Here is a 21,633-nt window from a genome sequence, read left to right on the forward strand (position 1 = left end):
CGAACTACAAACTTTAAACAGTTATTATTCAACCACTTGCCGACGGCCCATTAACTCCAGACCGTATTTGATGGGGATTGCGAAGGTGATTCGGGTGGCATCTTCCCGGCTGGTGCTGGCGGAGAATATACCAATGGCGTTACCATCTTTGTCAAATACGGGCCCACCACTGTTGCCTGCTCCCGTTGCATTGGCTGTAAGCTGGTAGTAGTCACCAAATTCGCTGTAGTAAGCGGCTGCTTTCCCGGCCGACTGTCCGCGCAGAATCTTACCAATATTGCCCGGTGTGACCGTTACGTCGGGCACTTTAACGACCTGTGGATTCCGGTTGGCAAAGTCAGACGAATACTCGCCTACGAAAACATCAGGTGAAATGCCGGGGTAACCCATAACCGTGATCGGCTGACCAACGGCAATATCTTTGTCGGCATCGCGCAGTTTAACCGGGGTGAGCGTTTCGGGCAGGTCGATTTTAATAATGGCTACATCGTGTTTCGAGGAAACAATGGGCTTACCCTGCGCTGGGAACCGTTGCTCGTTCTTATTGAAGGTAACGTCGAGGTAGGTGTTCTCGCCTTCAATTACTTTCCCTGACATTGGCTTTTTGCCGAAGAACTGGGTTTCGCCGGGCACCCAACGGAATTCCTGTACTGGCGTTGGGCTAATTTCCCAACCTTTAGCCCCTTCTACCAACAACATACCAGGGAAGGCATCCTGCGGGAAGCTGTAATAGGAATTCCAGGCGGCTGCTACGTGTCGGTTCGTCAGAATATGCCCCTGGGGCGATACAACAAAGCCGGTTCCACTGGCTCCTGCCATGGCAATTGGCTTGCCAACGGCCACATTTCGCTTTAGACCCAGTAAGGGTTCAATTTTACCCGAAGACGTTTCAATATACATGGCCACGTTAACTACACTTCCGTCTTTCTGCTTTACGGGCATGTATTCGTGGTAAATGTCGTCGCCAGTTGGGGTGTACGTTAGCTTATAGCCAAATTCAATGAAAACAACTTTGCTGGTGTTGGCAGTAGCAATCTGTTCGGCGTTTAGGCTATTGTCTTTGACACCCTCATGAATGACCTCCTTCGTTTTCACGTAATAGGTTTTGGTGTCTGGCTTGATTTTGTCTTTGAAGGCATAACCCAGCCCGGATAATACAACCAGCAAACCAGCTACGCTCAGCAACACGCCCTTGTTTGTTTTCCGACGCTCGGTCATCATCATCCGCTCAACGGTTTGTTTGCCAAGGCCAACTTTGTGCGGAACTGCGATATCGCTTTCGTTCGATCCGCTATGGGTTTCGGCCAGGCTCATTTCTGTCGTTGGTTTGAACGACGGAATGTCGACAACGCGGGTGCTCATCATTAGTTCGGCAGGGCGCGGGTTCAAATCGAACTGGAAAACAGGACCGCCCTGACCCAGTTGAATTTCATCGCCAGGCTGAATAGGAGCGGAGTTGCTGATGCGGCTCTTGTTGACGAAAATGCCGTTTCGGGAGTTGTTGTCTACAACACTGAATGATAGCTCGTTACCAGGGTCGCGGACAATTTTGCCGTGATCGCGGGAAACGGCTGAGTCGCGTTCCGGATCGAATCGGATAACATTGGTGGTGGCCCGGCCGAAGCTCAGTTCATTGTATTTCTTGTAATCGAACTCTTCGACCTGATTTGCTTTGCTACCGGTTAAGTGACGGATGACGTAACGATTGACTAGAGTTGCCATGATTTTGTATATGTCTTGGGGTGAAAAGTGATTGCCGTTTGACTGACACAAAGTTGGCGGATGGGCCGTCGGTGGGAAATCGGGGAAAGCCCTGATTTGCTTCCCGTCGAACCTATATTTTTCATCTATAGGTTTTCCTATATTTTGATCCAGCTCCTTGTCATTGAGCTTGTTAAATGACTACTTTGGATAGCGAATGAGTGAATAAGTGAATGAGTAAATGAGTGAAAGTGCGAAAACCAGCAAGCACTCATTATCCCTTTCGCTCGTTCGCTCATCTACTCTTTCACTCATTCGCTCTTTAGTTATGCGCTACGTTCTATTCCTCTTTCTAACCTGCACAATAGCCGTTGCCCAGAATCCAACCATCGATTCGTTACGGAACCAGCTAACCAAGCTACCTCTAGACAGTAATCGGGTGAAAACGATGCATGAGCTGGCAACTAATCTGTGGTGGAATGGCTATGACTCGCTGGCCCGCCAGATGCTTTACCAGGCAATGCACGTAGCCAGGCAGACCAACTACGCCACGGGTGAGATTCGCGCCCGGCTGGCACTGGCCCGGATTGAAGCGGATTATCTGTCGGACACCAGATCGGCTCATGCGCAATTAGATTCGGCTCAACAACAGGCTATTGCCATCCATGATTTGTCTTTGCAGGGACAGGTGTTTCTGCGAAGGGCGCAACTGTATGAGAATATCATGGACAAACTTCCTGAAGCCAGAAACTTGCTGGACAAAGCATTACAGAAGTTCCAGCAAGCCCACGATCAAAAATGGGAAGCGCAGGTACACAACGAAATGGCGATCATGAAGATGGGCGAAGGGAATTATGTAGCAGCTATTAACTTATGGCTCAATACCCGACGGATTCAGGAGTCGATACAGGATTGGAAAGGCCTCCGATCTACTTTACCCAACCTGGGTTCTGCCTATATAAAACTCAGACGGTATACCGAAGCGATGGCTTGTTTTACGGAAGCCGAAAAGGTAGCCGACCGACTAAATGATGGGATGATCCGGACGTTTATCCTGAGTCGAAAAGCCGAAATACTTGAAAAAGAAGACAACTATACTCAGGCTCTGGCATTGTTTTTTCAGCAGATAAAAGCGTACACTACGCCTTACCAGCCCAGTCATCTGGCCAGGGCCTATGGCTCGGTTGGTCGAATGTATATTGAACTTAAACAATTCGATAAAGCACTTAAATACAGTCAATTATCGCAGGATATTTATCGAAAAACTGTAGAGAAAACGCAGGAAGCGCTGGAACATAATGCTCAGGCTAATTTCGGTAAGATTTATCTGGCACTAAAACAGTACAGGCGTGTGATTCCGTACGCTCAGGCAGGACTGGCCTGGACTAAAGATGTAAAAGAAATGCGCCCCGAACGAACGGAATACGTTCGCCAACTGGCCGAAGCTTACGATCATTTGGGAGAGCCCGCCAAAGCGCTACGGTATTTTAAGTGGTACAAAGCCGAAGCCGATACCATGCTGAACGAAGAGGCCATGCAGAAAGCCACTGTGGCCAGCATGACCTATGATTTCGAGAAAAAGCAACAAGGTGTTCGGTTGAAGCAGGCGCAACAGGAAGTACGAATTCAATCGCTGGAAAACGACAAACTGGAACAGACGCGTAACCTGCTCATTACCTTGTTACTACTGGTTGCGGGTGTCCTCAGTTTTGTATTCTGGAATAACCGCCGATTGAAGATCAGAAATGAGGAACTCTCCCAGAAAAACGCCGAAATTGAAGCGGCTTTATACCGGGGACAGACGCTGGAACGCAAACGAGTGGCCAGTGAGTTGCATGATAGTGTTGCATCTAAAGTATCAGCGCTGAAATGGCGGTTCGAAGCCTTCGATACCTCGCAGTTCGATACCGAGCAGCACCGGGAGCACGCCCGATTGCTTGATCACATGGGCGAAGTGTATGAAGATATCCGGTCTATTTCGCACAATCTCATGCCCGAAATTCTCGAAAAATTGGGCCTCCAGGCAGCGTTGGTCAAGTTAACAGATACCCTAAACGTTCAGAACCGAACCCGATTTCAGGTAGAAGTTGACCAATCGGGAGAGGATGTGCGAGGCAAAACGGCCTATGATCTCTATACGATCACGCTCGAATTGGTGAACAACATCCTGAAACACGCCAAAGCCCGTCAGGCTGATATTTCGTTAACACGCCGGAATGGCTTTCTAACCCTGACGGTACAGGACGACGGTCAGGGGATGCAACCGGAGAAGAATCAGGATGGCTTTGGGTTACAGAACATTAAGTCGCGCCTGGAGCGGCTGGGAGGCACCTATCTGGTATCGAACCCGGCGCAGGGAGGAACGTGTATACATGTTCAGATTCCGGTTGCGGTGTAGGGTTACCCAGGGTACATCTATAAAGTCGAGTTGGACGAAGGCAATGAGCCTCTCTCAGCTTGAAATTGATTGACAGGATTTCGTGTGAATCTAAATCAGACAACTTAGGACAATGGACGAGGTTTTCGGTGGTTTTACAAACTTTTACATCTCGTTTATAACTCTTTACTACTAAAAAACGTCAGGATAGTTGACGCCCAATACCTTTACTGTATTGTTTTATCAAATCAATTATAGTCATGAATAGCTATAGCCTTGTTTTATTTTTCCTTTTGCAATTCTCATTTTATCAGGCGTTAGAATTTCCACAGTTATCCCCACTACTGGCTAGTCAGCAAAAACAAAAAAGAGATAAGGCTGGAGCTGCAAACATCGTTTTTAAATCTACAGATGGCGGACAGACATGGCAGGACATTAGCGAAGGGCTACCTGAAAATTTGCCAGCGGATAGTTTCGTTGACCATGATAGTGAGCTCTATATAAGTGCTGGAAATGGGATATATCATAGTAAACCAAATTCCACAGCTCCTTTTTGGGAAAAAGAGATTTCCCCTGAAAAATATAGCAGCCTTATTCCTGGTAAGACTGGGATAGTTGCCTACAATTACAATGGCCAATTTTTACAAAAAATAAACGGAACGAGTGTATGGTCGCCAATGTACACGAATTTGCAAGAGAGGGAAGTACGCACCTTTTTTGAAAGTGATGAAGGTGCATTTTTTGTCGGTTACAACAACGGCCTTTTTAAATCCACCAACAGTGGAAAAACCTGGAAACAAGTCTATGCAGGAGGCTGGGTAATGAAATTGGTTGAGTCAAACGGTGTGCTGATGGCGACCAGCCAGAAGGGTATAATAGTGTCGACCGATGATGGTGAGAACTGGAATTGTGTAATTAGCGAGGGCGGTGTGGGCATCGCTGTAGAACGCATCAAAGGCGGATTTGCGGTTATTACGTACAATTCAGAGTCGGAAACCAGACGAGTGCGAACATCCTACGACGACGGTAAAACCTGGCAGCCCATTGATGCCGGCCTTCCGGCAAGCCTTTCAATTTCCTCAATTATTCAGGTTGGTGAATACTTCTTTTGTGGTCATCCTGGCGGCATTTTTAGATCATCAGATAAGGGAAAAACATGGGAACTGTTACTTCCTTCTATCGACAATAAAGTCTTCAATTTATCGGTTTCAGGCAACGTGATTTATGCCATACCCAAGGATGGAGGATGTTGAAAATTACATTATTTGCTATTTTGTATGACCCCGTCGGGGTCATACAAAATAAAGTGAAGTTTAATTCTTAAGTAAATGACTATAATGATCCTAACCTGATCAGTACGATTACTCATTACTCAGGGGCCAATAACGTTTTTAGTCTGTTTTTGGCTTCCTCATTGGTTGGATTAACGGCAATGGCTTTCTGATACGTTGCTATCGCATCTTTTTTACGATGTAACGCTTCGTAGGTTTTTGCCAGGCTGACTAATGCGATATCTCGTCCAGGAAATTCGGTAACGTTGTTTTCGAAAATAAGCCGTGCATCCTCATATCGTTTTAAGGTAACTAATTGATTGCCAAGTTGATCCATGGCTAGCCAGTCGATATAATACCGGCTCGTGTCCGCTTTCATCCGTTTATAGTCGTCAATCGCTTTTTGGGCATGTTGCGTGGCTAGTGATGTTTCTAAAACTTTATGAACAGGTTGTTTCAGCGCAACGGGTTTGTCATAAAGAATTCGCATCAGATTCGATGTAATGCCAAAAAAATGAGTCGGGGTACTATTGCAAAGAAAAACAATCAGGCTGTTGGTTTCCGGTATGCGAATGAGGAACGACAGGAATCCTTCGGTCATACCCAAATGATAATTGGTAAAAACGCTATCGGTTGCGGTATACTTAAACTGCTGATTAAACCAGCCAAACCCATAGCGCCAGGGCCGTATGCCTGGCGTAAACATCTGGTCCGTCAGGGTTTTATTCAGCAATGAGTTATTCGTAATAGCCAGATGTAAGTTGAATAAGTCGTCGACGGTTGAATAAAGATCGCCCGTTCCCATGGTATTCGACTGATCCCGAAAATCAGCACTGGTATAGCCTCCTAAACTATAATCATAGCCCGAAGCACGTTGCGCCACAATCTGTGTATGAGCATACGACCCCGAATGACTCATGCCAATTTTATCGAAAATATCGTCTTTCATTAACTGGGCATACGATTTTCCCGTAACCCGTTCCATAATATAGCCAAGTGTAAAATACCCCCAGCTACTATAGTAGTAGTTGGGGCCCGGCGTAAAGACAAGTGATGAGTCCTTATATAATTTTATGTACTCCTCCCTGGTAAAATACTGGCGACTAATTTTTGGGAAGAAGTCGTTGATGATATCATAATTCGGGATGCCCGATGTGTGATTCAGGAGTTGCTTTATTTTGATACGACTACCGTTATTTTTTGAAAATTCAGGAATATAATCAGCAATTGTTTTATCCAGATCTAGTAAGCCTTTCTGGACCTGTATCAGCACCAGGATAGCCGTCAGCGGTTTTGAAACAGAACCAAGCATGAACTTTGTGTCGGTCGTATTGGCTATATTCCACTCCCGATTAGCCATCCCAAAGGCCTGTTTATAAATAACCTTCCCGTTCTCAGCCACTAAAACGCTACCATCAAACATATTAAACTGATGATACGACTTCATCAATTGATCTAAACGTTCTGGCTTGCTTTGTGCCTGACCAGGCAGAAAAGCTAAGGAAAACAGGCTGATTAATATAAAAAGTCGTTTCATCTCATTTTGCCGCTAGCTATCGTAAGCTCCCCATCTTCTAAAAACTGGCATGTAGGTGTAGCGTTAAGCTATTCGTTATGAATGGTATCAGTTTGTTTTTTTGTAATTAGTACCATCATACGTTTTATCCATCCAGGCAACCACTTGCTCCCAGCTGGCAAGGGGAATTTTAGCGTGAGTGGTGTTTTTCATAACTAAGAATTCCTTTTTATTGCCCGGAACCAGATCGTAGAACTCTTTCACTTTATCGATCGTAAACAATTCATCTTTATCGCCAACCCCTACCAACACCGGAACAGTCAGGGTCTTCGGAAGCCGGAGTTCCGTGACATTCAACATGGTCAGAAAGCGAAGGGTATATCTAAAATTGAACAGGGGGTCTTTTGTTACTGTCATGCCTTCTCTATAATATTCAACCGCCTGATACGATGGACGGAATATAGAGCTGGCAAAAATTTTAATTTTCTCGAACAAGGTAGGCGGTTTATTCAGCCCTTTTCGGCCTTCGTAAGCGCCTGAGAGTAGTATCAAGCCTGATAGCTCATTGGGAATGGCATCCGCGACGCAGATCGCAGAAGCTACGCCCAGGCTATGGCCTAACACAACCACGTTGGGATAACCAAGCGTTTTGATATACCTAACCGACTCCACTAAATCGGCAATCCATCTTTCTTTACCAGGGATATCTCCGCGGTTTCCACCCGATAAGCCATGCCCTCGATAATCCAGACCAAACGTTGTATAGCCACCTGCTGCAAATGGTTTTCCAGCCATATCATAGGGACCACTGTAGGCGGTTATGCCATGGAAAATCAGAACAGCAATGTCTTTTTTAGCGGGCAGAATCGTGTCCGGATTCCACCTCCGCAGAAATAATGTTTCCCCATCCGTTGTGGTAAACTGGTCATGGGGGCCGATGAACTGCTGCCGTAATTTCGAAGCTCCTTCCGGCGAAATCCCTACATGATTTGTCTTTGATTTTGTTGGCAGAAACGCCAGTATCAAGCCAAAAACCAAAACAGCGGCCACTACGGCAATAAGCGTGTAGGCTATCCTCCTAAATACTTTTTTCATGCCGAATTAAATAGTTTTTCTGTCATTCCGACGATAGGAGGAATCTTAAAGTTGCTTATTTGGAGAGTCTAAGATTCCTCCTATCGTCGGAATGACAGAAAAAAAGCTGTTTTAACGCCAATTTAAAAATTTAAAAACCCCACGCCCCTGCCATTTCCTACAACAACCCGTGCTTGACGGCATACTTTATAATGCCAATCGAGTTTTTGACGCCTAATTTTCGGAGAATGTTGTGCCGGTGCGTTTCAACGGTTCCGGGACTGATGAATAGCTTATCGGCAATGGCGTTGGTCGACAGTTCCTGGGCAACCAGTTTGATGATTTCAATTTCGCGGTCGGTGAGGGGCGTAATGGGAGCGGGGGCTTCGTCCGAGGGGCGTATGGTGTCTACGGGTAAAGCCATCAACTGGGTCATAACGGATTCCGAGAAGTATTTTTCGCCACGGGCCAGCGTTTTTATTGCTTTTTCCAGCTCGGCTTTGCCCGCCCGTTTCATCACATAACCCGAAATACCTGCCCGAAAAGCCTCCCGAATTTTATCGGCATCTTCCGAAACGGTTAGCATCAGTACTTTAATCTGAGGGAATTGCTGCCGAACCTGGAGCGTCAGATTAATTCCATTCAGAAGTGGCATATCCATGTCCGTTAAGAGGATATCGACCTCGTTTTCATGGAGAAAATTAACGACTTGTCGGCTATCGTTTAGGGTGCCAATTACCTCCACACCTTCAATTCGGCTGAGTAATAAAGATAAACTATCTAAAATGATTTCGTGATCGTCGGTTAATAGTACACGAATAGAAGAGGACATAAAAAAATCGGGTCAAGAGGAATGGGATATGTCAAATATACTACGGGTTTCAGCCATTGACAATCATCTGCTTTAGCGTATGGTAAATTTATGGTATTGTGTTGTCGGTTACTTATAACCGACAACACATTTTAATGCACCTGAAAGATTTTAAACTATCAGGCTGCCAATCTTGTATATTCACGATATGCATACTGCTCTACCGTTACTCCTGTTGTCCAGCCTTCTTTTGACGATATCTGCCTGCGCCCCGCGCTATAAAGGCCCCATAACCAATCACTTCGATGGCAAGAAATTCTTTAATCCGGGAATGCCCGAGCGAACCAGTGGTGGTTTGCTCAAATGGCTGCTTCACCGCGATAAAGGCCCCTGGCCTGAACAACCCGATGCTTATATCGGGGCTAAACCGGCCACGCGTATCGAGGGAGATAGTCTGGTGCTCACCTTTGTGAATCACTCGACCTTTCTGATCCAGACAAACGGCCTGAATATCCTAACGGATCCCGTTTGGTCGAAACGAGTTGGACCAACGTCCTGGCTTGGGGTTAAACGCAAACGCCCGCCAGGATTGCGCTTTGAGGAATTGCCGCCCATTGATGTTGTGCTACTGAGCCATAATCACTATGATCACCTCGACTTGCCGACGATTGAAAAACTGGTCAAAGCCTTCAATCCTCTGTTTGTAACACCGCTTGGCGTATCCTATCTGCCCAAATCGGTAAACGGGCGCATAACCCGAGAACTTGACTGGAATGATACCTTGCAGGTTAACGAAAAGCTCCGCCTTACCTGCACACAGGCCCAGCATTTTAGTAACCGGGGTCTTGGCGACAGGGACGAAACCCTCTGGTGTGGCTACCTGTTGCATACCAGTTTTGGTACGACTTATTTCTGCGGAGACAGCGGATACGGGCCTCATTTCAAACGCATTGGTGAGCAGGCAGGTGGGCCAATCAAACTAGCTTTGTTACCCATTGGCTCTTACCGTCCTGAGTGGTTCATGGCCCCCGTTCATGTATCGCCCGCCGGGGCTGTTCAAGCATTTATTGATCTGAAAGCCACGCAGGCGGTTGGTATTCACTTTGGTACATTTCAGCAGGGCGACGATGGGCTAGTTGAACCCGCTGATGATCTTCGGAAAGCGCTTCAGACGAAGAAGATTGCCGAAGAGAAGTTTTTAGTGCCGAAGGAAGGCCATCCAATGGTGTTTAAATGATTCTTTAACACAGAGCCATGGAAAGTTAAGCGAGAACGAGAGTACTACGCCAACCGAGGAATATAAAAAAACTCTGTGTTCTCTGTGGCTCTGTATTGAAATTAAAAACTACAACAAAATATTGTTGACGGGTTGCATGGCGGGTGGAATATCCGTTTCGTCGAGCATTTCGCGGAGGTCAATTTCAATCGTGCGGCTCATGGAGGTGATGGGGGTGTCGTTTGCACTTCCTTCGAATGGGTTCTCGGTGCTTTCGCCAACCTGCTCCAAACTCATAAATACCCACGATACCAACACGCCAAAGGGAATGGTCAGCCAGACGGCGTGGTCGCCGAGTTTGTCAAACTCCTTGAGTAAACCAAATGGCACCAGCAACACGAACAGCCGGATAAACAATACGTTGATAGTAGCGAACTGGCGAGGGTAGGGGAAGTTTTTGATGCGTTCACTTTTTCCCTGATGCTCAAACAGTTCCTTTAACATTAATTCCAGCTCAACGTATCGGTAGTTCTCGATCCAGCCATCATCAGTCAGTTCACGTAGGTGTTTCGATTGAAGGGCTAATAACTGCGTAGCCCGGTTTTTCTTGCTTAACACATAGTTGGTTTCCTCGGCCGATAAGAGGGTGCGCAGTTCATCCGGCAGATTACTTTCCAGCTCAGGTACCTTGTAGAACTGACGATATTCTGCATTGTAGCTTTTTTGCATATTCTCCCACTTTCGAGGCTCGCGCAGTTGAAATCGCAGTGCTGTGAGCCAGGCAATATGGCGATAAAGTAACTGCTGGTGCACAGCAGCTGAGCTACCCGACGAGGTTGTTGGGCTCCGTACAAAATCCCGAACCATAATACCCAGGCTTCGGCTGCTATTGACAATGCCACCCCAAATCTGGCGGGCTTCCCAGGCACGGGCGTAGGTAGCGTTATTGCGGAAGCCGGCAATGAAGGCTGCAGCTGTACCTAACAGGGCTATGGGCACCCAGGGCATGCCTAGCCATTCTAGTCCAACTATTTCATACAGAATGGTTACTGTACAATTAATTCCCAACAGCCAGTACAAATTCTGACGGGTCCAGAATAGAAATTCTTTTACAGTATAGTTTCTTCCAGCGTGCATGGTGATGGTGGAGTTTGTGAAGTAGGTGATGTGAGTGGTATCATGGAGTAAGTGAAGTGGGTATAGTAGGGTATATTAATAGCCTAACTTCACTCACGACCCTCACTTCACTTACTCTACTAATTTAACTTTTTCTCATACGCCAGGAATCGTAAACCGGGCCGGAATCCAAGGGTGATCTCACCGGCATACTGATAACCGAGTTTCGGGAAAAGTTTTTGGGTCGACTGATTTTCTGAGTTCGTGTCAATTCGTAAAAAAGAAATGCCATGTTCAAGAGCAAGCTTCTCGGCTTGTTCCAATAAAGCAACGGCCACACCCTGTCCACGAAAATTGGGATCAACAGCCAGTCGGTGGGTGACAATAGCGCGTTGGTTCAAATCGAAGCCTACCTGAGCGTATTCGGGCTCCTGGTCTTCGGTCAGAGCGGCTACTCCCGCTAGTTGGCCGTCGATGTCTGCTACCCAAAGTTGTTGCTTGGCGATGTCCTGTCCGAAGACCGTTTCATTCGGATACTGATTGTCCCACTGAAAATTTCCGGCTTCGTGCATAAGAGGAATCACGTGTTGCAGGAGCTTTATTAAAGCTGGGATATCGGATGGGGTAGCTGGGCGAATGGTCATATATTATGAGGTTTCTTACTCTACAATAACTCGATCACCGTGGCTTTTGGGCGTTGAGGTCACAGTGAAAATAACGTCATTTGGGGAGTCATTTCGCATCTGGTGTGCTATGAAAGGTGGAATTTCAATACCTTCATTGGCTTTTAGTCTACTGGTTTTCTCGCCAATCTCCAGGGTTGCTTCGCCGGATAAGACAAAGAAAAACTGATGCGAGCGTTCATGGTAATGCTTCACTTCTGCCGTGCCAGGGGGCATGCGTTCCTGAATGATGCTTACTGAATCTGACTTCACTAAATGCCAGCCATCGCAGCCATCTCCCCAGGTATAGTGCTCCGCATTTTGAGTGGAGATGATGTGAATAGAATTTCCGGTCATCAATTTATGGGAATTAGAACACACAAAATCAGATTAATCATTCGTCACCATTTGACCCCATCGGAGTCAAATGATTATAAAAAAATCATTTTCTATACATATCTGACCCCATCGGGGTCACACCAGCGATATAATTCTTTGTGGCCTCCGTGTCTCTGGGTTTAATAATATTGCCACTTACTTCCCCTCTTTCAACATTTCAACCACCAGCGTCAACTCGTTGACTGTCGCTTCGGGATCGCCCGAGAAACCGATTTGCCGATAGCGAACGCGGCCGTTTGGGCCAATGACCACCTTTGTGGGAATACCCTGAACTTTGTAGGCATTAGCCACTTTTTGCTGACCGTCGAGGGGAACCACAAAATTGTAGGGATGCTTTTCCATGAAATTATGCACCCGTTGTACAGGACCACCCTCGCGGGTGTTCACGAATAGAAACCGAACATTGGGGTCGTTTTGAAAGCGGGATTGCGCTTGTTGCATAGCCGGGAATGACGCAATACAAGGCCCGCACCAGGTAGCCCAGAAATCCAACACAATCACCTTTCCTTTAAATGCCGACGAAGAAATGGTACGCCCCAGTAGATCGTTGAGTGCAAAGGCAGGAGCCGGTTCATTAATGAGTTTTTGCTGAAGTTCATCGCGTTGATCGGCCTTTGTATCGGCTTCCAGATCGGCCAGATACGCATCGGCTTTAGCGGGTGTATTTCCGGCTTGTTTGGCGTACCAGTCGCGTAGGGCGGTTTTTAGACCCGTAGTCGCTCTGTCTACCTGTACAATGGCTTCAACTACCGGAAGCACATCAGCAACATGGTTCGTCCGCAGGGCGCACTGGAAGTAACGTTCATTGGTGCGCGGGTCACTGTTCTCAACATCGTTGATCGAGACAACCTCCTGATAAGCCGTATAAGCATCCGCGTATTTGCCCTGTTGTTCAAGCGCACGGGCGTAGGTGTTCATTAACTGCCGCTGACGACTTTGCTTTTCAGTATCCCAATTGCCCGCAATCGTTCTGGGCTTAGACTGAGTTTTCAGAACGGTTAACCCCCGTTTGACCAACTGCTCGGCTTCAGGGAGTGACCGCCGTTCGTCAGCTAATTGAAACGCGATCGTATTGAGTACCAGCACATCCGTTTGAGCTACGGGCAGTTGATCCACAAACTCGACTAACCCCCGAATATCATTGTTCTTGAAATAGCCATTGGTCATAATCACCGACAGATCGAGCAGGTGGGGGGAGATAGGGAATTCACGGACGAAGGCTTCGTAGGCAGCTTTCTGGCGAGCCCAGTTAGTTTCGGCCCGGATAGCAATGGCCCGGTCTTTCTGTACGAGCGAACCCGCCGGTTCCACTGTTTTCAGACGTTCGCGCAGGGCATTAACTTTCTGGAAATCGCCCATACTTTCATACAGCCTGGTGGCATCGGTCAATTCGGTGAGCGTTGGGTTAGGGCGGGAGGCCAGATACGATTCGATTGCTGCTTTGACTTTTGGGCCATAACCAGGTTTCTTCTGTTTGATCAGAGCTGCTAAATGATCGGACCAGTATAGAGGGCGCAACTCAGGATTCTGTACCAGTTCGTGTTCATATAGTGTAACAATCCAGTTCGGATCAGGACGGAAGTTCGTTTCATTCATGAAATGACTGCGCGTAAATACGGATGCCTGCCCACCTGTAACGTGCGGCACGATTCGGCCAGACTCATCACAAACCGGAATGACGTAGAACTGCCCGTTATTAAGATCGGTGTGTTGGGGGGTCTTACTGTTTCGGAAAAACAACATGATCCCGGTTACATCTTTTTTGGGAATAAAGACTTCACCAATATAGTCATTACCTTGCCGCACCAGCGTAGCTGTTGCCGGCTGGCTAATGTACATCCTACTAGGTACTCCATATCGTACAAACCGACCCTCAAGCAGGCTATCTTTAGCCAGGGGCGTCGTTTGCGGGCTGTACGTAAACGATACGATTTGACCAATCTGAGGTCGTTCGGGCGAGAAACAGAATTGGGCCTGAGCGAATGACAACGCAATAACCAGGAGGGTGAAAGTTAAGAAAACCTTGCTGTTCATAACGAATTTGGCGTCAAAATTGACTTGAAACTAACCACAGAGACACAGAGAATACAGAGTTAAAATAGATTGGTAATTAGGTAATTTTCACTCTTTGTTCTCTGCGTCTCTGTGGTTAAAATTTTTATATAGTTCTGCTTAATACGGTTAAACCGCAACTGGCTCTTCTTTTGACACCGGCTTCGATACGGCCCAAAGGCCCAGGAATGTAAACAACCCATTGAGCAGCAATCGCTCAAAGCCAAACTGATACCCCCCAAACCAGGCCGCGGAATTTTCGTTAACAATGTATGTAAGCACGGGCGATACCAGACAGATAAACGGCACAACACGATCCATAACCGGACGCTTGCTAAAAATACCAAACGCATATAACCCCAGCAGTGGGCCATAGGTATAGCCCGCAATATCGAATACGGCCGTAATAACCTCCTTGCTGTTCAGCTGTCGGAAAACGATGATAACAATGTAAAACAGGACCGAAAAGCCAATATGAACGATATGTTTAATCCGCGACCGTTCGGCTTCAGGGCGTTTCTCCACATTCATGAAGTCAACGCAAAAGGAGGTCGTGAGGGCGGTTAGGGCGGAGTCGGCGCTGGCGTAGGTGGCCGCTGTAATACCCAGCAGGAAGGTAATAGCAACGACCAGACCGAGGTGATTCAGCGCCAGTAAGGGGTACAAATCGTCGGTACGGGCTGGAATTTCAATGCCTTCGCGCTGGGCAAAAACGTATAACAGGACACCGAGCGAGAGAAACAGAAAGTTGACGAAAACCAGTGTTATCGTAAACCAGAACATATTCTTCTGCGCTTCGCCAATGTTTTTGCAGGTCAGATTTTTCTGCATCAGATCCTGGTCCAGACCCGTCATTACAATAGCAATGAATGCGCCTGAAATAAACTGTTTGAAGAAGTTCTTCGGATCATTGGCATCCCAATAAAATACCTGCGACATGGGGCTGGCTTTAACAGTTTGGATTAATCCTCCGAAGGATAAACCCAGCTCCTGAGAGATCAAAACAATCGTCAATACCACTGCTGTGACTAGAAAGACGGTCTGGAGTGTATCCGTCACGATAATGGTTTTAACACCCCCTTTGAAGGTATAAATCCAGATCAATCCAATGGTAATAAAGACCGACACTTCGAACGGCACGCCTAATGCATTAAAGAGTGCGATCTGTAAAACCCCGGCGGCTACATAAAGCCGGACGGCTGAGCCAACCGTTCGGGCGAGCAAAAAGAAGCCAGCCCCGGCTTTATACGACCAGAAACCGAAGCGTTTTTCGAGATAGCCATAAATGGAAATCAGGTTCAGTCGGTAATAAAGCGGCATCAGTACCGAACCGATCACAAAATACCCAACAATATAGCCCAGTACAACCTGAAAGTACGAGAAGCCAATTTTGCCCACAGCTCCCGGTACCGAAATAAAGGTAACCCCCGACAACGAGGTGCCAATCATGCCAAAGGCAACTAACCACCAGGGCGACTGCCGGTTAGCGGTAAAAAAAGCATTGGTATCAGCTCCTCGGGCGGTGTAAAAGGAAACGGCAATCAGCATCCCGAAATAAGCTACTAAAATCACTAAAGCGAGGGTGGTGTTCATGAAGAATACGGCAACTTTTCAGGCCAGAATGGGGTTTTCTTAAAGCGGGATAACAGTTTTCAAAACTGCTCGTTTTTCCGTAAATTTGCTAAGTAAACACGCTTTTCGATCCCATGCAACCTTTTGAAGAAAACGACTGGTCGACCCATGTAGATGTACTCGATGAAGTAGTTGAAACCGACGTTCATAACCTCGTGGTTTTCAATGACGAGGTCAATACGTTCGATCATGTCATTGATACATTGATCGATGTTTGTGAACACACGCCCGAACAGGCTGAACAATGCACCCTGCTAATTCACTACAAAGGCAAATGTGCGGTTAAAAACGGTTCGTGGGAAGAGCTCGTACCCATGCGTAACGAGATCTGCCGGCGTGGTATCTCTGCTGAAGTTCTAAATTGAATGTACAATGTATAATGAGTAATGTAGAATGATTGAGCTCATTATTCATTACTCATTATACATTATTCATTAAACAACAAACTCTTGGAATACCCCTCCAAACTTATAGAAGACGCGGTTAACGAGGTGTCGAAACTGCCAGGAATTGGAAAGAAGACCGCGCTCCGGCTGGTACTGCATCTGTTAAAACGTGACGAAGACCAAACTGAACTGCTGGCCCAAAGTCTAACGGCCATGCGCACGAAGGTTAAATACTGCCAGAAGTGCCACAACCTCTCCGACCATGATTTGTGTACCATTTGTGCCAGCCACAAACGCGACCAATCGTTGATCTGCGTGGTTGAAGATACCCGTGATGTGCTGGCTATTGAAAATACCGCACAGTACAAAGGCCTGTATCATGTACTGGGAGGCATTATTTCACCCGTAGAAGGCATTGGCCCGAGTGATTTGCAAATCGACTCGCTCATAACCCGGCTTCGCGGTTCGGAAAGTGAGCAGGTACGCGAAATTATTCTGGCGATCAGCCCCACAATGGAAGGCGATACAACGGCTTTTTATCTACAAAAAAAGCTCAAGCCGTTTAACCTCAAAATTTCCACCATTGCCCGTGGTATTCCTATCGGGGGCGATCTTGAATATGCCGACGAAGTAACTCTTGGCCGGAGTATTCTGAGCCGGATTGTGTATGAGTAGTCTCTTTCCCTGGCAGCACACATAGATGCTGTTTGCATAGGAAAATCTCCTTTCTTTGTGTCCACGACCTTGGTCTGCGAGCCCGATTCGTTGAACATTCGCCCATTTGTAGGGTTTTGATTAACAGACCTAGGTCGCAGACGCTTTTGTTTTCTCCCAAAACCAATCATTCGCATGAATCGCTCCGAGTTTTTGAAACTGGCATTTGGTACATCGGCCAGCCTGATAGCTTTCCGTTCTTTTGGTTTAGCTCCTGCTCAGGCAGAAGGTCCATTCAAACTGGCTCCGCTGCCTTACGACGCTGGTGCACTTGAGCCGCATATCGATAAAATGACCATGGAAATCCACCATGGTAAACACCATAAAGCGTACGTTGACAATCTGAACAAGGCTGTTGCCGGAACCGATATGGCGAAGATGGACATTGACGCACTGGTGAAAAGTGTAACCACGAGCACCCCGGCAGCCGTGCGTAACAACGCAGGTGGTCACTGGAATCACACTTTCTTCTGGAATGTTATGGGACCTAACGCAGGCGGTGCGCCAAAAGGCGCTCTGGCCGACGCGATTAACAAAAAATATACTTCGTTCGACAATTTTAAAACGGAGTGGGGCAAAGCGGCAACTGGCCGTTTTGGTTCGGGATGGGTGTGGCTCATCAAGAATGGAAACGACGTAGAAATCATCTCAACGCCCAATCAGGATAATCCACTAATGGCCCTGGCTGAGAAAAAAGGAACCCCTGTTCTGGGTCTTGACGTTTGGGAGCACGCGTATTATCTGAAATACCAGAACCGTCGGCCAGACTACGTAACCGCTTTCTGGAACGTGGTTGACTGGAACAAAGTAGGGAAGAATTTCGGCGCGTAATTTAGTGGGGTAAGTAAAAATAGGTGGAGTGGGTGGAGTAGTGCAGTATGCAATTACTTTCCTCACTCCACTTACTTTTACTTACTCCACTAAATTCATATTTTTGTGGAAATAGTTTTCGTCTATGTTAACCGAAGAATTATACAATGAAATTCCGTCATTAGACTTGGCGGATTTCACCTCAGGTGACCCCGACCGCAAAGCCAAATTCGTGCAGGATTTAGGCCGGGCGTTTAATCAAATTGGATTTGTCGCTATTCGCAACCATGGCCTCACCGATGAATTGACCAAAAAACTCTATGATTCGGCACAGGCTTTCTTTTCATCGCCCGATAGTATTAAACAGAAATATGAACACCCAGAACTAAGTGGCCAGCGTGGCTACATCGGTAAGGGAAAGGAAACGGCTAAAGGATTTAAAGTTGCTGACCTGAAGGAGTTTTACCACATTGGCCAGCCGGAGCCAGAAGGGGATATGCCCGCTAATGTATTCCCGGAAGAATACCCAGAATTTAGTGAAGCAACCGTAATGGCTTACAAGACACTCGAAAGTGCCGGGAAGCAGCTATTAAGGGCAATTGCACTTTATCTGGAATTGCCCGAAACATATTTTGACGACAAAGTCTGGAACGGCGACAGCATTCTGCGTGCCTTGCATTATTTTCCGCTTGATCCCGATAAAACGCCAGATGGTGCCGTACGAGCCGCTGCTCATGGCGATATCAACCTGATTACGTTGCTGATGGGTGCATCGGCCGATGGACTTGAAGTGCTCCGACGTGACGGAAAATGGATTGGCATTACCGCCCTGCCCGATCAAGTCGTTGTAAACGTAGGTGATATGCTGGACCGACTCACGAATCACAAATTGAAATCGACGATTCATCAGGTCGTGAATCCACCTCGCGAAAAAATGAATCAGTCCCGGTACTCGATTCCGTTTTTCATGCATCCCCGTGCCGATATGGATCTCACCAGTCTGGAAAGTTGCATTGACGCCCAACACCCCAAAATTTACGTTGATATGACGGCGGGTGAATTCCTGGACGAGCGCTTAATGGAGTTAGGATTGAAGAAGAAATAGTCATTTATCGTCATTAGACGTCATTTGTTGAGCGTTTCCATTAAATGAATGACGTCTAATGACGATGAATGACGCTTAATGACATCCCTTATGCTGCCCTACCTAACGACTACCCAACCCGTGCGACGAATTCGCTACATCATCTTTCTGAAAGATGTGCTGATTCTTGCCCTCACGACGTTTGGTGGTCCTCAGGTGCATCTGGCCATGTTTTACGACCGTTTGGTGCAGAAAAGACGGTACCTGACGGAGGAAGAGTTGCTTGAGTTAAATGCGCTGGGTCAAGTATTACCCGGCCCAACCTCTACGCAAACGATTACGGCTCTTGGGTTTAAAATTGGTGGGCCGAATTTAGCGTATCTAACGCTGATTATCTGGATACTTCCTGCCGTATCCATCATGACAGCGGCTGGAATCGGGATTTTTTACCTCGAACGGCATAATCTCTCCCTTCAGTTTGCCCGTTTTATTCAGCCAATGGCCGTTGGGTTCATGGTGGTTGCCGGATATCGGATTGGGCAGAAAGTCATTCAGGATAAAATAAGCCTGTTGCTGGCGCTTACTGCGGCTTTGGTCGGCTATATGTTCCGATCGCCCGTTATGACCCCCATTGTTATTGCGGTAGGTGGGCTTACCACAGCACTGGCCTATCAAAAACAAGCAAGAATGGAAAAACAGCCCCTGCGTGTGCAGTGGGCTAATTTTTTTCTGTGGTTCGGGGTATTTATTCTCGCTGCCGGAATGGGGGCTATTACCCACTCGCTGCCGGTTCGGTTGTTCGAAAACTTTTATCGGAACGGGAGCTTTGTGTTTGGGGGAGGGCAAGTGCTAACACCTATGCTGTATAATGAGTTTGTGGCCTTTAAACACTATCTGACTCGTGAGGAATTTTTGTCGGGGCTTGGGCTAGTGCAGGCGGTCCCTGGGCCTGTGTTTGCCTTTGCCTCCTACATTGGGGCACTATCTATGCGCGATGCCGGTATTCATGGTCAACTATGGGGTGGCTTAGTGTCTACAGCTGGAATTTTTCTTCCGGGTACTTTTCTTATCTTCTTTGTGTACCGGTTTTGGGGACAACTCAAACGCTACCGTGTCGTGCGGGCTTCACTGGGGGGAATCAATGCCGCCAGTACAGGGCTGACAGCGGCAGCGGCCATCGCCCTTTTTGAGCCAATGGCTACTCACTGGCCTTCTGTTGCCATTGTTGTGCTCACAATAGGACTGTTATTATATACGAAGATTCCGCCTTACGTCCTGATCCTGGGAGGTTTGCTGGCGGGGATAGTTTTGTAAAAAAGCGAACCCATAGGTTAAACGCTTCTTGTTAACCAGCTAAGTACTACCATCAGCTAAGATCAGATTTTAACCACAGAGGCACGGAGAACACAGAGATTAAATTAACTATTCGTTTATTAATCTCTGTGTTCTCCGTGCCTCTGTGGTTACTAATTTTGTTTAATTACTTATTGCAAATTCAGTAATGCTTTCAGCTTTTCATAAAAACCGGTATTCGCAAATGTGAATCGTTTGTGTAGGATATAATTACTCAAAAAACTGAGCCCCATTCCTACAATCTGCGATATAAATTTGTTCAGGTGAACCTCCTTTACCGAAAAGGGAATGGTAAAGGTCTGTGGGCCGCAGGTTGCCATTGAATAGTCATAAAGGAAGGATGCCCCATACACAGTAATCAGGCAGGAGAGTAGAGAGACCAGCGTAAATTTGATGGCTTCACGCTGGGTTTTAGCCGAGTTCTTCGCATTAAAGGCGAAAAGCTTGGTTAGAAAGAAACCAACCAGAAATGCAATTACGTACCCAATTAATAAGGCTTCCTGATAACTGATTAGAAACCAATCCTGAAGTAAACTACCCGCTATTAATTGCAACGAAGCGCCTATGGCAGCAACAATAAAATAAGCTAAAATATCTTTACGGTTAAAAAGCTCACTGGCCATAAAAATGTGTTAAGAGGAGAAGAAAGTTAAGGGAAATGCTTGCCCTGGAAGTCTTGCATTTAGACATACCAGATCCCCTCCGAAATCAATTTGTTACGCCCGCCTACATTTAGTTGATAGGTATTTGTTGATATGTCTCCGTCAAGGTACAAATACGATTTTCGCCCCATTTCTCCGTTGCTGTACGCGTTGCTTTTGAAATTTTAATGTGTATTCGTAAAAGTAGTAGCTTAGTGGATGAATTCACTACTTCTCTTTTCACCTCGACTGCTATTCGTTGCCGCTTCCCCAGCTTTGTTACGAGCTGAATTAGTCAGTAACCAGCAATTAGCAAAGGCACTCAATGTAGACATTCCATCAGATTGGCCACCCGGTGAGTATGACCAGGGAGCCATTGAGTTCTTTCTGGATCAACTGCTGATCGGAGGTCTGGAAGCAACGGGTTGGTACGCCTGGTATGTCGTTACGTATCCAACCCCCACAACACCCGCTACATTAGTGGCCAGTGGAGGGTATTTTGGGCCACCTGATACCGAAGGGACCGTCGAAATTGGTTATTCGGTTTCAAGCGAGTGGCGACGGCAGGGAATTGCTACTGAATTAGTGGCAAGACTTGTTGATCATGCAAAACAACAGGCAGGTGTAAAGCGAATCATTGCGCGTACGCTACCCAATAACCAGGCATCAATTGGTGTACTTGCCAAAAATGGCTTCAACCAGATCATTAGTGATGACGCCGAAAAGCTATGCTTTGAGTGGCAACCAGCTACTGCTTAACTAAACGAAATTCTTGTCTTAACTAAACAAGATTCTTGTGGCGTCGTCCAGGATTCTCC

Annotated in this window: 19 protein-coding genes; 9 read left to right on the forward strand and 10 right to left on the reverse strand. The window is 46.8% G+C overall.

The window, feature by feature from the left end:
- Positions 1-24 precede the first annotated feature (24 nt).
- Positions 25-1,722 carry a trypsin-like peptidase domain-containing protein gene (locus ACYVGO_RS17065; RefSeq protein ID WP_142772421.1) on the reverse strand — a complete coding sequence of 566 codons (1,698 nt, stop codon included), beginning with the start codon at positions 1,720-1,722 and terminating at the stop codon, positions 25-27.
- Between the two features lie 307 nt (positions 1,723-2,029).
- Between ACYVGO_RS17065 and ACYVGO_RS17070 the strand changes: the two genes are divergently transcribed.
- Both ACYVGO_RS17070 and ACYVGO_RS17075 read left to right on the forward strand, forming a co-directional pair.
- The gene (locus ACYVGO_RS17070; protein WP_460970307.1) at positions 2,030-4,099 is read left to right on the forward strand and encodes a tetratricopeptide repeat-containing sensor histidine kinase; all 2,070 of its coding nucleotides are present in this window, start codon (positions 2,030-2,032) and stop codon (positions 4,097-4,099) included.
- 239 nt (positions 4,100-4,338) lie between these two features.
- On the forward strand, positions 4,339-5,331 hold the full coding sequence (locus ACYVGO_RS17075; protein ID WP_460970308.1) for a WD40/YVTN/BNR-like repeat-containing protein: 993 nt from the start codon (positions 4,339-4,341) through the stop codon (positions 5,329-5,331).
- A gap of 115 nt (positions 5,332-5,446) precedes the next feature.
- Here ACYVGO_RS17075 and ACYVGO_RS17080 read toward each other — a convergent pair whose 3' ends face one another.
- From ACYVGO_RS17080 to ACYVGO_RS17090, 3 genes are all read right to left on the reverse strand, one after another.
- Entirely contained in the window at positions 5,447-6,886 is a 1,440-nt protein-coding gene (locus tag ACYVGO_RS17080) for a serine hydrolase (RefSeq protein WP_460970309.1), read from the reverse strand.
- An 87-nt stretch (positions 6,887-6,973) separates the two neighbouring features.
- Positions 6,974-7,960 carry an alpha/beta hydrolase gene (locus tag ACYVGO_RS17085; RefSeq protein ID WP_460970310.1) on the reverse strand — a complete coding sequence of 329 codons (987 nt, stop codon included), beginning with the start codon at positions 7,958-7,960 and terminating at the stop codon, positions 6,974-6,976.
- Between the two features lie 157 nt (positions 7,961-8,117).
- Complete coding sequence (locus ACYVGO_RS17090; RefSeq protein ID WP_142772427.1) at positions 8,118-8,771, reverse strand: response regulator; 654 nt, start codon at positions 8,769-8,771, stop codon at positions 8,118-8,120.
- Positions 8,772-8,958: 187 nt separating this feature from the next.
- On the opposite strand from ACYVGO_RS17090, the gene ACYVGO_RS17095 reads away from it, so the two are divergent.
- Positions 8,959-9,987 (forward strand): MBL fold metallo-hydrolase, encoded by a 1,029-nt coding sequence (locus ACYVGO_RS17095; protein WP_460970311.1) that lies wholly within the window; start codon positions 8,959-8,961, stop codon positions 9,985-9,987.
- Between the two features lie 108 nt (positions 9,988-10,095).
- On the opposite strand, the gene ACYVGO_RS17100 is transcribed toward ACYVGO_RS17095, so the two are convergent.
- From ACYVGO_RS17100 to ACYVGO_RS17120, 5 genes are all read right to left on the reverse strand, one after another.
- On the reverse strand, positions 10,096-11,103 hold the full coding sequence (locus ACYVGO_RS17100) for a bestrophin family protein (protein WP_460970312.1): 1,008 nt from the start codon (positions 11,101-11,103) through the stop codon (positions 10,096-10,098).
- Between the two features lie 119 nt (positions 11,104-11,222).
- A complete protein-coding gene (locus ACYVGO_RS17105; RefSeq protein ID WP_460970313.1) occupies positions 11,223-11,726 on the reverse strand; it encodes a GNAT family N-acetyltransferase in 504 nt (167 codons plus the stop codon).
- A 15-nt stretch (positions 11,727-11,741) separates the two neighbouring features.
- Positions 11,742-12,101, reverse strand: a complete 360-nt coding sequence (locus ACYVGO_RS17110; protein ID WP_460970314.1) for a cupin domain-containing protein — start codon at positions 12,099-12,101, stop codon at positions 11,742-11,744.
- Positions 12,102-12,278: 177 nt separating this feature from the next.
- Positions 12,279-14,177, reverse strand: a complete 1,899-nt coding sequence (locus ACYVGO_RS17115; RefSeq protein ID WP_460970315.1) for a redoxin domain-containing protein — start codon at positions 14,175-14,177, stop codon at positions 12,279-12,281.
- A 147-nt stretch (positions 14,178-14,324) separates the two neighbouring features.
- Positions 14,325-15,788 (reverse strand): sodium:solute symporter, encoded by a 1,464-nt coding sequence (locus ACYVGO_RS17120; RefSeq protein WP_142772432.1) that lies wholly within the window; start codon positions 15,786-15,788, stop codon positions 14,325-14,327.
- A gap of 113 nt (positions 15,789-15,901) precedes the next feature.
- On the opposite strand from ACYVGO_RS17120, the gene ACYVGO_RS17125 reads away from it, so the two are divergent.
- The 5 genes from ACYVGO_RS17125 (at position 15,902) to chrA (ending at position 20,135) form a co-directional block, all read left to right on the forward strand.
- Positions 15,902-16,192 carry an ATP-dependent Clp protease adaptor ClpS gene (locus ACYVGO_RS17125; protein ID WP_142772433.1) on the forward strand — a complete coding sequence of 97 codons (291 nt, stop codon included), beginning with the start codon at positions 15,902-15,904 and terminating at the stop codon, positions 16,190-16,192.
- An 84-nt stretch (positions 16,193-16,276) separates the two neighbouring features.
- Positions 16,277-16,888 (forward strand): recombination mediator RecR, encoded by a 612-nt coding sequence (gene recR, locus ACYVGO_RS17130; protein ID WP_142772434.1) that lies wholly within the window; start codon positions 16,277-16,279, stop codon positions 16,886-16,888.
- Between the two features lie 174 nt (positions 16,889-17,062).
- The gene (locus tag ACYVGO_RS17135) at positions 17,063-17,758 is read left to right on the forward strand and encodes a superoxide dismutase (RefSeq protein ID WP_142772435.1); all 696 of its coding nucleotides are present in this window, start codon (positions 17,063-17,065) and stop codon (positions 17,756-17,758) included.
- Between the two features lie 124 nt (positions 17,759-17,882).
- Positions 17,883-18,842 carry an isopenicillin N synthase family dioxygenase gene (locus tag ACYVGO_RS17140; RefSeq protein ID WP_460970316.1) on the forward strand — a complete coding sequence of 320 codons (960 nt, stop codon included), beginning with the start codon at positions 17,883-17,885 and terminating at the stop codon, positions 18,840-18,842.
- A 90-nt stretch (positions 18,843-18,932) separates the two neighbouring features.
- On the forward strand, positions 18,933-20,135 hold the full coding sequence (gene chrA / locus ACYVGO_RS17145) for a chromate efflux transporter (protein WP_142772437.1): 1,203 nt from the start codon (positions 18,933-18,935) through the stop codon (positions 20,133-20,135).
- A 170-nt stretch (positions 20,136-20,305) separates the two neighbouring features.
- Here chrA and ACYVGO_RS17150 read toward each other — a convergent pair whose 3' ends face one another.
- Positions 20,306-20,797 (reverse strand): GtrA family protein, encoded by a 492-nt coding sequence (locus ACYVGO_RS17150; RefSeq protein WP_460970317.1) that lies wholly within the window; start codon positions 20,795-20,797, stop codon positions 20,306-20,308.
- Positions 20,798-21,034: 237 nt separating this feature from the next.
- On the opposite strand from ACYVGO_RS17150, the gene ACYVGO_RS17155 reads away from it, so the two are divergent.
- Complete coding sequence (locus ACYVGO_RS17155) at positions 21,035-21,574, forward strand: GNAT family N-acetyltransferase (protein ID WP_460970318.1); 540 nt, start codon at positions 21,035-21,037, stop codon at positions 21,572-21,574.
- Positions 21,575-21,633: the final 59 nt, after the last annotated feature.

This window comes from Spirosoma migulaei (genome assembly GCF_054776855.1).